Here is a 13,501-nt window from a genome sequence, read left to right as displayed (position 1 = left end):
TCCTTTCCCCTTCCTGGTAACCGTCACCTCTGCCCTTGATTTCTTCCGTGTGTTACTTTTTGCCTGATCAAAAAAAGATCCCTGTAAAAAACTGGCGCACCTGTGTATCGTGCCCGGGCATTCACACTGTCCACTGATTAAGCCTGGTGTGTGAATCAGAACAGTTCATTGTCAAGGATCAGCGAAGAGAGAGAGATAACACCGACCATTTCCCCCTTTTCTTCCACAGGAGCTCTCCTGATACCGGCTCTATACAGTAACCTGGCAACATAACGGACATCCATGTCGGCAGGCACCGTAATGACAGGTTTTGACATAATTTCATAGACATTCACCTCTTCCGAGGTTCGTCCCGGTATCATCACACCCTTTATAAAATCCTGGTACACAACTATTCCCCAGGCGTCGTCATCGTTTCGCTTGTTGACCAAAAGGGCATAGACGTTTTGCGAACGCATCATCGCTGCGGCTTCTTTTGCCGTTGCCATCCCGTCGATCGAGACAATTTTCTTTTGCATGACGTCTTTGGCCCGAACTATTGGGGGTTTGCTTTCCATCTTGCGTTTCTCCACGTAGTAAAAGATTCCTAAAAGTTAGAAATAGCTGTTACGCACTCTTTCTTTGAATTTCTCCATCTGGCTCTCAAGTCCGACTACATGCTCCACAGGAAGCACAAAGGCTATACCTGTTCCCGGTTCACCAAACTCGCCTGCTTTTTTTACTGCATCGAGAATGGTGGCAACAAGATGCTCCTCAACCAGCATCATAATGATGTCAGTCTGTGCCTCCAGTGAAAGGCCGAAAAATGTTTTTGCCTCATGGATGCCAGTCCCTCTTGCCGGGATTATGGTTGCCCCGGTGGCACCGGCCTCTTTTCCTGCATCAACAACCTGGTCGGTTATATCCGTTTTGACTGAGGCTAAAATAAGTTTAAAGCGCATCAGCTCTCTCCATTAATTGTTTTCACTTTTTTTCGTTTAACGGACCACTCCATCAGCTGAGCGTAGCCCATAACGCTTATAATCGGGAATAAACTCGCAAAAGCAATCAGGCCGAAACCGTCCAGGGCAGGATTTCGCCCCGGTACGGTAGAGGCAAGACCAAGACCAAGAGCGGCCACCAGCGGAACTGTAACTGTCGAGGTGGTCACCCCGCCGGAATCATAGGCGAGCGGGATAATGTTTTTAGGAGCAAAAAGGGTCTGCACCACAACGATCAGGTAACCGGCCAGGATGTACATATAGAGTGGAGTGCCGGTAATAATACGAAAACACCCAAGACTGATGCCAAAGGCCACCCCTAAGGCGACAGTGATGCGCAACCCCCATTGACTGATTGTTCCTGCCGAAGCTTCATTCGCCTTGTAGGCCACAGCAATCAAGGATGGCTCGGCAATGGTTGTTGCAAAACCGATCATGGCAGCAAAAAGATATACCCATCCGTATTTCTTCCAGTCAGCCTCGGTAAATACCGCGCCTACACCGTAAATAAAGTCTGGATCAGAGAGCTGGGTAGCCATGATTTCGCCCAGCGGAAAAAGTGCTTTTTCAAGACCTTCCAAAAAGAGCGCAAGGCCGATAACAACAAAAACACCGCCGACAATGAGACGGCGCAAGCGTGGAATCGGTACGCGAAGGACCAGCACCTGGAACCCGACGATAAGGACAACAATAGGAAGGACATCTCTGCAGGTGCTTAAAAAGGTCGTTCCAAAATCAACAAGAAAATCCATGTCAACACGCTCCGTGGTCAGGGGCTCTTTTCAAAAAACAATAAGCCCATAGCCCATGACAAAAATCATCGGCAGCAGAGACGCCAGCGCAATCAGGCCGAAACCATCGAGCAGGGGACTGCGCCCCTTAATCGAAGACGCAAGACCTACTCCTAAAGCGGCGACCAGTGGTACCGTAATGGTTGAGGTTGTCACCCCGCCGGCATCGTAGGCAATGCCAATGATTTCTTTTGGGGCAATGACCGTCATTAGCATAACCAATGCGTAGCCGCAGATAATCAGGTAATGGAGAGGCCAGCCGAGGAGGATACGCATAACACCGATAAGAATACTAAGTCCCACTGAAAAGGCGACCGCCATGCGCAGTCCGAAAGCGTATTGCTCGAGCGACTCCATTTCCGGGGCAATGAGCCCTCCTTCGCCGGCTATTTCCGCAGCCTCTTCAGCAATAGCAATAAGAGAAGGTTCTGCAACGGTAGTTGAAAAACCCAATGCAAAAGCAAAAGTGAGGAGCCAGAAAAGACTCCCCTTTTTGGCGAGGGCTCGTGCCAGTGATTCACCGATGGGAAACAGGCCCATTTCCAATCCCTGAACAAACAGACTGAGCCCGGCTACCACCAGGAGCGCTCCAAAAAGTACTTCCCCCATTTGGGGCAAAGGTTGCCTGAGCACAACAATCTGGAAAAAGCCGATGACCAGAACAATTGGCAAAAGGTCGGTGAAAGCGTCTCGAAGCTTTTTCCAGATTATTGAAGTAATCATGGTCCGTAATACCCTAGTGGGAATTGTGATGGATGAATTTTTCTGCTCTCCGGAAACAGTATCGCACAGCGATGCAGGTCTAGGGGAACGCACACTTTGCTGTTCTGTTGCTGGTTTATCCTTCCCTGGATAGCAGATAATCTGCAATCACTCAAAGTTTTTTGTCGGTAACGGCAAGATTTCCGGAGGGGGGGAGTAGAAAAAGAATTTGCATATTTCCCTGTCTTCGAGACAATCCCGGGGTAGAGGTGAAAAGTGGGGAGGGGAACTGGTAAAAGGCCTATCGTAGACTCCCAATGAAGTGTTGTATCGGTTCCAGCACCGGAGCCCGATCAGCGAAGGAAGCCGATAAGCCCAGGAGTATATCGAAATGACCAACTTTCTCAAGTTCGATATAGGTGGAGTCCATACCGCATTGCTCTCGCGCCCTGTGTAGCTGGAGTGAATTTTCCGGAACAACGAGGCCATCATCCTCCCCATGGAGCAGCAGCAGCGGCAGGTTATTGCCGCAGGCGTGTGTTATCGGCTTGGAGTTGTCAACATCGGCCAGGCCGCTGAATATCGGTCGGGTCTTTCGGTAGGCAAGCGGGTCAAATGCATAGGGACCGGCGAGCCCGATAACACCTTTGATGTGAGTGGTGTTCACGTCGTAGGCCTGCAGGTACTGCGGATCAAGTGCCAGGAGTGAAGCCAAGTGGGCCCCGGCAGAGTGACCGATGAGGATGACACCTTCCTCCGGTTTCCCTATATTGTCGAGAACCCAGGCCACAGCCATGGCTCCGTCCTCCATAAAGACGGGGAACCGCACCTCCGGATATGTACGGTAATCCGGGATTACTGTCGTATAGCCACCCAAGGCTAAACTTTGAGCGACAAACTGGTAATCGCCTCGCGCTCCACTGCGCCAACTTCCGCCATAGAAAAAGACCAGCACTGGGCTGTCCTCATCCGGCTGAGCAGGGAGGTAGATATCAAGCTGTTGTCTGGCCTTCATTCCATAGGCAATATTGCGTTGCACCTTCTCCGCACCGTCTGGCGTCAGGACATTGACCATTTGTAGGGGAGAACATCCATACAGCAAGCTGAGCACACAGCCGATGCATAGACCTTTAATCAGGTTGAAAGGGGTGCAGCTTTTTTTGCAGTGGTGAACTGGGAGGTCCATGGTTCAGGAGTTGGTCTGGTTTTTTTGAAGTATTTTTTGATACACCGCCTCCGTAATGGGGTAATCGCGCATAGCATACAAAGCCAGCATTTTGAAGCCGATGCAAGGTCCGCCATACAAGATTGCCAGAGCGGTTATTGCTCCGGGGGTGTTGTCAATCCCTGCGGAGAAACCAAAAAAATCCAGCAGCGGAAAGGCAATGCCTATGGCCAGCGCATAGGACAGCTTGGTGGTTGTCCCCCAAATTGCAAAGAGCATGCCTGGTCTTCGACAGCCATGTTGAGCGGTATCCCACTCAACCAGGTCACCATTCATTGATGAGGGGATAATAAGGTCGCAACCTGTGGTAATGCCGGTTCCTATCACGATGAGCATGTAGACTAAAAGGTCGCCTTCACCTAGAAAAGGCGTCCAGAAAAAGAGCAGGCAGGCAATGATTATTGACCAATGCCAGGTCCGATGTTTACCAAAATATCCCGATATCCAGATCCAGAACGGTACAGAGACCGCCGCACAGATAAAATAGAGAAAAAGCAACGGACCAGCCATGTCGGGAACTTTCAGGACATAGGTAACGTAGAACAGAAACAGGGTGGCAGGCACCGCATTTGCAGCACTGTTGTTCAGAAAACTGATAATCAGTTGGCGAAACGGCGATGGCCGCGCTATCAGCAGGAAGGCGTCCTTCACCTGGGTTTTGGGTAAAAAGGTAGGATTATTATCAGGGACCAAAAAGAGCACTACGGAGGCAACTAGCAGGGTTCCGATTGCCAGCCAGGAATTAATCTGCAGGGTGAGTTCCAAATCTCCAGAGCCCTCCTGGCCCAGCAGTGCCGGAACCATGAGGGCCGCCATGGTCCCCGTCAGGCCAAAGGCAGCGCGGACTCCAGTGATCCTGCTGCGTTGGCGGTAATCGGGAGAAAGCTCGGCCCCCCATGCGTTCATCGGCACAATGGCCATGGTGCCAGCCGCATAAATTATCAGAGTCCAGCAGATCAGGTAGCCAATGCCCACATCAGGCCTGGGGTTGAACAGGTAATAGATCGACAGGCAGATCAATGGGACACTGCCGACAATCCAGATTCTGCGGCGGCCAAGCTTTTGCGGGGTCTTATCAGAAAGATAGCCAATGAGCGGATCGGTTACCGTGTCCCAGAGCCGGGCAAGCAGCATAATCGTTCCAATGGTGGAGAGACTCAAGGCGGTTGTTTCCGCATAATGCGTCGGCACCATTACCTGAAGAACAATAAAACCCGCTGCCAACGGAAAGGCCATAAAACCATATGCAGAGAGGAGGGACAGGGGAAGCCGTAATACATTGGCTCTCTGGCCATCCGCGTTGTTGCCGCTGTTTCTTCGGGGGGTGCTCGGTGTTGGATTATCCACAATATCAGCCTTGTATAACAGGGAAAACAATTGGAAAGGCTCAATTCCCTCACCAGGGGTAAGCGTAAAGGCATGTGCATCGCACAGCACACCCTTTTTAAACTAAGGTAATTATATAGCTGGAAACCAAGAGCACAATGAGAGAAAAATAGGGTGGTATTAATAGGGAGTGCCCTCGGTAACCTGAACCAGGAGGGACAATAAGGGATGCTCGGCAGGGCGGTTTGCCTTCCAGGAGTTGGTTGTGTTCTATTGCGTTTGCTGTTTTTCTATGCACTGATGGGGGCACGGCTGCAGAGCTTCAGCTCCTGATCCGTAGCCTGTGGGGGGGAACACCCTATCGCTTTATTTTGCTTACAGCGTGACTGAGGCTGTTGCTGAGATAGGGCTTTTTGATGAATCCATCGAGCCCGTTTGCTTTTAATGCTGCGAGATCTTCTTCATGGGAAAAGCCTGATGAAAGTAAAACGGGAATTTTAGGATCAAGTTTTTTGAGAGCAAAAAAACAGTCGCGGCCGCTCATCACCGGCATAACCATGTCTAAAAGGACCAGGCTGTAAGAAGCGGCATCCTCCTGAAACAGCTGCAGTGCCTCCTGACCATTTTCAGCCAGGATTATCTCATAGCCGAGACGTTCAAGAATTGCCTTAGCCGTCAGGCGCATAACTTCCTCATCGTCTACAACGAGAATCTTACCGGTTCCGGAAATGGGTTTTTTCAAGCGCGTTTGCGTGGCAACATCAACAACCACTAATGGCAGATACACCCGAAATATCGTGCCGTGTCCTATCTCCGAATAGACGGTGATGGCCCCTTTATGTTTTACTATTGATCCGTAGGTTGACGAGAGACCCAGCCCTGTACCTTCGCCCTGTTCTTTGGTTGTAAAAAAAGGCTCAAATATTTTGTCTAGATGATCGGAGGAAATACCGCAGCCGGTATCACGAATCTCTACCTCAACAAAGGACCCCGGCTGAAGATCAAACGACGATGTTTCGCAATAAACAGTATCGAGCAGGGTAACCTGAGATTGGATGCTGAGCGTGCCCCCCTCCGGCATAGCCTGGGTACTGTTGATGCCGAGATTAAGAAAGATATTTTGCAGCAACGCAGGGTCGCCTATGACGGTACTGGAGGCAGCTGTAAGATTTTGATGAATATCAATACGTTTATCAATCGTATTGATGAGCAATAAAACCACATCTTCAATAATCTCGTGGAGGTTAATGACGGTAGAGGCAGGGTCGTAATGGCGGGAGAAAGTGAGTAATTGCTCTGTCAGGTTAGCCGCCCTTGTGGCAGATTCAAGAATTATTCGGTGATATTTTTTCGGGGTAGATTCCTCTGGCAAGTAGTGATTGAGTAATTCAGCAGCACCAATGATACCACCAAGCATATTGTTGAAATCGTGAGCCACGCCTCCGGCCAACTGACCTATAGCGTCCAGTTTTTGGCTCTGATGCATGGCTATTTCCGCCTGCTTCTGCTCTGTTATTTCCAGAAAGGAGACAACGAAGTGGTCTGGTTTGTCTTGAAACACCATGATGTCATACCAGCGATCAACCGGGGGTAAGTGCTGTTGGAACCTTATCGGTTCACCGGTACGGGCAACTTTTCCACAGGTGCCGATCCAATCGAAATTCTCATCGTGTTCTATACCAGGAAAAACTTCCGTTACCAGGCGACCAGTAGGATCCTGACCGGTGTACTCTTTAAATCTGCTGTTTGCTGAAATGTAGTAGAAATCAACGGGCTCGCCATTTTTGTCATAAACCATACGATGATAGGCTACACCTATAGGACTATTTTCAAAAAGTGCGTTAAATTGACTTTCAACATCTTTCAACTCACTGAGCTCGTTTTCCAGGGCAACAACTCGTTGCTTGAGTTCGCTGTAGGATGGTTGTGGCATATGAATATTGAATCAGGTTTTTTGAAAGTAAAAGACGCACCTTAAACGTTCTATTATCTGCATGTCAATATTGAAGAAAAATCCTAGCCATAATCTAACACCATCCATACATTCTTTTTATGGATGTTTCATGGGCTTTTCCCTGTTGCAGAGACAGGTATTGCAGCGCTCAATCAGTCACTTCATCGGTCGTTGGCAAGGGATATCCACTGCAGGCGTGGGATAAAGTGCTGCATGGCACGGTGGATTTTGGAGTCGGAGTATATTGTGGGAGTGTTGGACACAAGAAGGGAGATGAGGGGCAAAAGGGCAGTACACAACCACCATCAGTGGAGCGTAATCGGGATGTTTGCTGACTATATGTCGTCGGGGAGCAAGGTGATTTCCATAGCAAGGCATTCGCAATAGAGGGAGATGATGAAGCTGCTCGCCATCTCGTTGTGTGTAGTAGCGGCTGGTGTATTGGCTGCAGCGGCGTTACTGAGTCAGTTCAAGATACACGAAATACGTAAAAAATGTCAGCCTCAAGGAGCATTTATCGAGGTCGATGGCCATGCGCTCCATTATCTGGAAAGACCCGGGGGCAATGATAGCCAGGACGTCGTCCTCCTCCACGGTGCATCGAGCAATGCACTGCAATGGCAACATTCCCTCTTTCCCCGTCTTCCAGCCTCATATCGCCTCATCGCCCTGGATCGTCCCGGGCTCGGGCATAGCGAGCGGCATGGTCCCATGTCGCTGCTGGAACAGACCCGGCTGATCCATAAGGCCATCGTCCGTCTTGAACTGGAGCGCCCCATCCTTGTTGTCCACTCTCTTGCCGGGGCTATCGGTGCACGGCTGATCAACGACTACCCTTCGCAGTATCGTGGGCTCGTGCTCGTTGCCGGGGTCGTCTATCCGGTCGGCTCCGGTGCTTCATGGTATACCAGGCTGGCCACCACCCCAGTACTCGGTCATGTTTTCCGCTATGCGGCTGTCCCGCTCTTTGCTCCGTTGATTGCGCCGTCAATGGTGGCATCGACGTTTGCGCCGAATCCGGTGGCCGATGACTACACTGAGTCGACCTGCGTTGATCTGCTCTTCCTTCCCGACCGTTTTTTGGCCAATGCCTCTGATTTGAACCAGATCCGATCATTTCTTGATCATTCATACCCAGGGTTCAACAATATACGCCTCCCCGTCAGTATGCTCTATGGTGCTCAAGACCAGGTTATATACCAGTTTTCCCATGCCGGGGGATTTATGTACCAGGTACCCCATGCCAAATCTACCATGATTCCTGACACGGGACACCACCCACATTTTGTTCGGTCTGACCTTTTTGTTCAGGAACTTAACAGGATCAGACAGTACCGTTGATGCCTGTTTGGCTTGGCCCGCGACCTTACCCACTTCTTTTACAGGTACCTGTTGCGTGAAGGCTTACGAATGCAGTTCTTTTTCTACTCTGCAATCGAGACTGCACACGAGAAGCCGTTGAACACGAGGCGGTTTGATCACCACGAGGAGTTGGGGAATGATGATTTCATGGATGATTCAACCAGAAAAATTGTATAGAGGAAGTGGTGGGGAGGGGAACCGACAGGATGACAACTCAGCCATGCCAGAGAATTACGCACTACACATTCTCTGTTAGGTAGAGATAATGATTGCGGGATATACACAAAAAATCAAAGTACGCGAAGGATGCCCAGATTATGGTTGACCTGAAAGAGATGAAAAAAAGACTTGCCACGGTTGATAGCACAAAAATATTTTTCATGGATTTCAACGGGAGGGTCATGAGCCTGCCTGTTAATCCAGATAATATTGAATCCATCCTTGAAAACGGTATCGGATTTGATGGCAGCTCTATTGCAGGCTACGGGACTGTGGATAGCAGTGACCGTCTTTTGTTTCCAGATCCCGATAGTTTTAAGGTGTTGAAATTTTCAGATGAAACTATCGGGTTTTTCATTGCCAACATCTACAATGAAAAAGATACGCCTGCTCAGGCTGACCCGAGAGCGATATTGAAAAATATTGTAGCTGAGGCGCAGCAGGAGTTTGGACTCCGGTTTCTTCTGGGACCGGAACATGAGTTTTTTCTGCTCAAAAACGGAAAAAGTCAGCATAACCTGCATACAGATCAAGGCCTCTACTTTCAGTCAAGTCCCCATGATAAAGGAGAAACTGTCAGAAAAAGCATCGTTGCTACCTTGAAAGACTGCGGAATTGCCTTTGAAAAAGCTCACCACGAGGTTACGCCATCCCAGCACGAAATAAACCTGGAACCCACCGATCCCCTGCGTGGTGCAGACCGTACTGTGCTTTTTAATTATGTCACCCAGCAAACTGCCGCAGCGTTCGGATATCGAGCCACCTTTATGCCAAAGCCCTTTGACGGCTATAATCGAAACGCTTTTCACCTCCATCTTTCTGCTCAGGATCTGGAAGGGAATAATGTTTTCTATGATCAGAACGCTGCCCACAATTTAAGCACCGTAGCCAGGCAGTTTATCGGCGGTATACTGCAATATGCCAGAGAGACATCAATAATAATGGCTTCCACCTTCAACTCCTACAAAGCATATGTGATCGAACGGGAAGCTCCCATAATCTGTAACTGGGGGTTGAAAAACCGTAGTTCCATGGTAAGGATTCCTTACTGTCCGAACCCGCAGAGCGCCAGGCTTGAGCTCAGAAATCCGGATCCAGCTGGAAATGTGTATTTTCAGGTGGCTACTTTAATCGCAATGGGCCTGGAAGGGATCCGGAGGAACATTGTCTGCGGAGAAGAAGCTACAGGCGACATATCCAGCAAAGATCTATCAACAAAAATTTGGGATAATCGATTTCTACCCAAAAGCATGTTTGAAGCACTGGCTGAGGCTGAACACAGCTCATTTCTTCAGCAAACCCTTGGAGAGGAAACGTATCAGAATTACATGACGCTAAAAACCCAGGAATGGGAAGAACATCGAACCCACGTCAGCGAACGCGAATTATCAATGTATCTCGACAGATAAAGGGCAAAACAACTACATACTGGGAGGGTACGTCAGATGGAAGAATGGATTGAACAACTGCAAAACAGCGTCAACACACTGGAAAGACTGTCAGAGTTCATCACTCTCACCCCTGATGAACGGCGGGCGATTGAAACGTTGAACACCAAGTGGGGGACATCCCCCTATTTTGCCTCCCTGATGGATCGGGACGACCCCAATTGCCCTATTCGCAGACAGGTTCTTCCCTCCATGGAGGAGACTGTCAATGAATTCGGCGTAGAAAATTATCTGGTATGGAAGGAGAATAGGGATACAGACGAAATTCGACCTGACAGCATCGCCCGTCAATATCACGACAGGGTGGCCTTTACAGTAACAGATGTCTGTGTCAATTACTGCCGCCACTGTTTCAGAAAAGAGGTCGTTGTCGACAGGGAGCTTCAGCTTCGTATGGATGTGGATGAAGGCTTAGAATGGATCAGGGAGCATAACGAGATTCGGGATGTCTTGGTGACCGGCGGCGACCCGTTTATTCTTTCAGATCAAAAAATTGAATACATTATTCAAAAATTACGGGAAATTCCCCATCTCCAAATGATTCGATTTGGAACGCGAACCCCTATAGTTTTGCCCCACAGAATCACACCGGGTTTAAAAAAAATATTGAGCCCGTACCACAAAATCCCAATCTGGATTAACACCCAGTGCAATCATCCAAAGGAAATTACAGAAAAGACAGCTAAAGCTGTGTTTGATTTGCTTTGTTGCGGCGTCAATGTGGGCAACCAGGCCGTACTGCTCAAAGGGATAAATGACGATGTTGAGACATTCAGGGAACTGCATCAGAAATTACTCCAGGTACGAATTCGCCCCTATTATGTATTTTACTGCGAACCGGCGCCAGGTATCGATCATTTCAGAACCACCGTGGAAAAAGGTGCGGAACTCATCCGCGATGCTATCCGGGGGCATACCACGGGCCTTGCGCAGCCCATGTATGTGGTGGCCACGAGTATCGGTAAAATACCCTTGATGCCCGATTACTACATCAAAGGGAAAAATGAAAAAGAGTACACCCTGGAAAACTATAAAGGGGTCAGAACAACATGGCCCAATATGCCGGAATAAATGCCATACCCCGGGTTGGCAGCGTTACTTCTTTCTGTGTAAAAAGGCGAACACCCTGATTAACGCTCAACGCAACCCGGGATTCCCCATGAACAGGAAAAGACCTCGACAAAAGCTTACCCAGGTTTTCGGTTATGGGCTCTCCATCAGGAGGTACTGCTGCGGTGGGTACCTTCTTTCCTGCCCCGATTACCTCTTTATTTGCTCCGGGCTTGAAAAACAATATCTCGGCGGCTAAGATGTTATAACAGCTACCTGAGGTTGATGTCTGGCCTCTTTATTTCCCCTCTCTGTCTTTTTCCTGTGAAGTTCATCTCTCCTCCGAATAAGCTGTTAATGCTCCATTTATCGCTTGGCGCTGCGTTTTTGCTGTGGTCAGCGATCCTGGCCGGTTTGTATGTGTGGTCCATAAAGGAGCAGACTGCCCACCATGAAAACCTTATCGCCTTTAGGGCCAAGGAACTGGCCAATCAGACCCAGGTACTGCGTCGCTGGATCGGTGGACATGGCGGGATCTATGTTGAGGAGGGAGGGGATATTCGCTCGAATCCGCAACTGGCCGATGTTCCAGATCGGGACGTGCTGACCCCTCAAGGACGTAAGCTGACTTTACTTAATTCGCCTACTGTACTGCGGAAACTGTTCAGCGAATTTGAAGGGACATCGGAGGACAGGATCAGGTTGGTGGCTTATGCCCCGGTGAACTCATCTGGAAAACCGGACTCTTGGGAAAAAAAGAGTCTCGATAGCTTGCAAAAGGGCGGAAAATTGTTCCAGGAGAAAGTCAATGATGGGGAGAAGACGCTGTTTCGCATGATGTACCCCATTAAAAGCCAGCCAAAATGTATCCGCTGCCATACCTTTGGACGTGGTGATAGGGAAAAGGTTGTGGGTGGTTTGAGTATCTCTGTCGACAGGACCAGTGCTGATTTGGAATTTCAAACTTTGACCGAACGGGTCAGAGTAACCTATTTCATGATTTGGTGTTCCGGTCTCCTGGCAATACTGCTGTCTGACCGGGTTGCGGTAAAACTATTGAACAAGATTGATTACACAGCAACTCGTGATCATCTCACCCGATTGTATAACCGAGGTGCAATTGAGGAGCGGATGGACTATTGCCTGAAGGTTGCCGACCGCTATGAGCAACCATTATCCATTCTGCTGCTCGATATCGATCACTTTAAGCAGGTCAACGATACCTATGGACACAGTGTCGGAGATCGCGCTCTGCAAGTCGTTTCTGATACACTTCGGGCGACACTGCGGGAGTCAGATATGGTTGGCCGAATCGGAGGAGAAGAATTCCTTGTCCTCGCTCCGCACACCTCTCAGGATGATGCGGTCTCCTTAGCCCGACGTATGCTTGATGCGATACCTCGTGCTCCGGTTTATGTGGATGATTCCACGGTGCTTGCGCTGACCGTGAGCATTGGTGTGGCGTGCCGTATGGAACAGAGCCAATCAAGTGAAGCGCTGTTGAAAGAGGCAGACACCGCCTTGTATCGAGCCAAAAGGAACGGCAGGAATCGACTGTGTATTGCTGAGCAGGAGGTGTGTTGATTCTGCTTAGGAACGCGCTGTCAGAATGTGCCGATCAGGCAGGAATGCAGGGGGGGGAGATGTGCTCCCTCATGCACGGTTCCCTCCACCTGGATTACTTAGATGATATTCTTTATGGGATCGCAATCAGGGAATACCCTTGTGCTTGGTATCCTGAAGCAGTAATCCAACCATTGCTGACCTTCTCGATCTCCGGCATGATGGTGTCCGGATTTACGCCATAGAGTTTGACGGCGTACATACAAACCTTCATTTTGACACCATCTCTTTTAAATTGGCGAATAGCCTCGCTAATCTTGCTCTGTGTAGCCTTTTCTTGCTCACTCCCTATCTGTTCCGTGGTTAAAAACTTAACCGCTGCGTCATGAAAAACGATAACAGCAGAAGGGGGATTGGGCAGAGATGTTACACTCTCCGACTGATAAACTTCGCGGATAGCAGGGAATATCACCAGGGCTTCCTCCGGGGAAGCATGGGTGTAGTCAAAAACCGTATTGAGCCCTTTGAGGCTATCTAAGGCTTCATACTCCTGGGACAAGGCAGGTGTGCCTGCAAGAAAAAAAAGGATCAAAAAAAACAGAGACGGAAGAGTGCGAAAAAAAATGTGTTTGCCTGCAGTACTCATGGTCGTTCTCCTCTTGTTTCATGGCCAAGACAAAACCCGAGGAATTTTTACGTTATACCTGCCGCCAATTTTTGCCAATGCAAGTGACCCATATATTGTCTCGGTCATTTTTTTGAAAAATGCCATCCTGTTGCCGCTTAATACAGGATTGTCAGCGCTATCTCCAACGGATTGTGTACTCAGGAGAGGTCAAATGATTGAGCAAAACCTGGAAAAGGAGTTGGGGATTCCACAG

The 13,501-nt window shown here is 49.2% G+C and carries 12 protein-coding genes; 4 read left to right on the top strand and 8 right to left on the bottom strand.

Annotation, left to right across the window (positions count from 1 at the left end):
* Positions 1–155: 155 nt before the first annotated feature.
* The 7 genes from ACZ52Z_RS04760 to ACZ52Z_RS04730 all read right to left on the bottom strand — a co-directional run bounded on the left by ACZ52Z_RS04760 (position 156) and on the right by ACZ52Z_RS04730 (position 6,957).
* A complete protein-coding gene (locus ACZ52Z_RS04760; RefSeq protein ID WP_464269606.1) occupies positions 156–557 on the bottom strand; it encodes a CBS domain-containing protein in 402 nt (133 codons plus the stop codon).
* A gap of 36 nt (positions 558–593) precedes the next feature.
* Positions 594–941 carry a P-II family nitrogen regulator gene (locus ACZ52Z_RS04755; RefSeq protein WP_464269605.1) on the bottom strand — a complete coding sequence of 116 codons (348 nt, stop codon included), beginning with the start codon at positions 939–941 and terminating at the stop codon, positions 594–596.
* Positions 941–1,732, bottom strand: a complete 792-nt coding sequence (locus tag ACZ52Z_RS04750) for a DUF1538 domain-containing protein (protein WP_464269604.1) — start codon at positions 1,730–1,732, stop codon at positions 941–943. The genes ACZ52Z_RS04755 and ACZ52Z_RS04750 overlap by 1 nt, the downstream gene beginning before the upstream one ends.
* 30 nt (positions 1,733–1,762) lie before the next feature.
* Positions 1,763–2,494 carry a DUF1538 family protein gene (locus ACZ52Z_RS04745; protein WP_464269603.1) on the bottom strand — a complete coding sequence of 244 codons (732 nt, stop codon included), beginning with the start codon at positions 2,492–2,494 and terminating at the stop codon, positions 1,763–1,765.
* Positions 2,495–2,774: 280 nt separating this feature from the next.
* Positions 2,775–3,548 (bottom strand): alpha/beta hydrolase, encoded by a 774-nt coding sequence (locus ACZ52Z_RS04740; RefSeq protein WP_464269602.1) that lies wholly within the window; start codon positions 3,546–3,548, stop codon positions 2,775–2,777.
* 114 nt (positions 3,549–3,662) lie between these two features.
* Positions 3,663–5,045 carry an MFS transporter gene (locus ACZ52Z_RS04735; protein ID WP_464269601.1) on the bottom strand — a complete coding sequence of 461 codons (1,383 nt, stop codon included), beginning with the start codon at positions 5,043–5,045 and terminating at the stop codon, positions 3,663–3,665.
* 337 nt (positions 5,046–5,382) lie between these two features.
* A complete protein-coding gene (locus ACZ52Z_RS04730; protein WP_464269600.1) occupies positions 5,383–6,957 on the bottom strand; it encodes a hybrid sensor histidine kinase/response regulator in 1,575 nt (524 codons plus the stop codon).
* Between the two features lie 414 nt (positions 6,958–7,371).
* Here ACZ52Z_RS04730 and ACZ52Z_RS04725 point away from each other — a divergent pair, with 414 nt between their 5' ends.
* The 4 genes from ACZ52Z_RS04725 (at position 7,372) to ACZ52Z_RS04710 (ending at position 12,641) form a co-directional block, all read left to right on the top strand.
* On the top strand, positions 7,372–8,319 hold the full coding sequence (locus ACZ52Z_RS04725; RefSeq protein ID WP_464269599.1) for an alpha/beta fold hydrolase: 948 nt from the start codon (positions 7,372–7,374) through the stop codon (positions 8,317–8,319).
* Between the two features lie 338 nt (positions 8,320–8,657).
* Positions 8,658–9,968: a glutamine synthetase family protein gene (locus tag ACZ52Z_RS04720; protein ID WP_464269598.1), complete on the top strand. Its 1,311-nt coding sequence runs from the start codon at positions 8,658–8,660 to the stop codon at positions 9,966–9,968.
* Positions 9,969–10,004: 36 nt separating this feature from the next.
* On the top strand, positions 10,005–11,078 hold the full coding sequence (locus ACZ52Z_RS04715; RefSeq protein WP_464269597.1) for a KamA family radical SAM protein: 1,074 nt from the start codon (positions 10,005–10,007) through the stop codon (positions 11,076–11,078).
* 336 nt (positions 11,079–11,414) lie between these two features.
* Positions 11,415–12,641 carry a diguanylate cyclase gene (locus ACZ52Z_RS04710; RefSeq protein ID WP_464269596.1) on the top strand — a complete coding sequence of 409 codons (1,227 nt, stop codon included), beginning with the start codon at positions 11,415–11,417 and terminating at the stop codon, positions 12,639–12,641.
* 112 nt (positions 12,642–12,753) lie between these two features.
* Here ACZ52Z_RS04710 and ACZ52Z_RS04705 read toward each other — a convergent pair whose 3' ends face one another.
* Positions 12,754–13,266 carry a DsrE family protein gene (locus tag ACZ52Z_RS04705; protein WP_464269595.1) on the bottom strand — a complete coding sequence of 171 codons (513 nt, stop codon included), beginning with the start codon at positions 13,264–13,266 and terminating at the stop codon, positions 12,754–12,756.
* Between the last annotated feature and the right edge of the window lie 235 nt (positions 13,267–13,501).

This window comes from Desulfogranum aggregans, assembly GCF_055398265.1.
The sequence above is the reverse complement of the archived record's forward strand: the minus strand, read 5'-3'. Positions and strand labels throughout refer to the sequence as shown.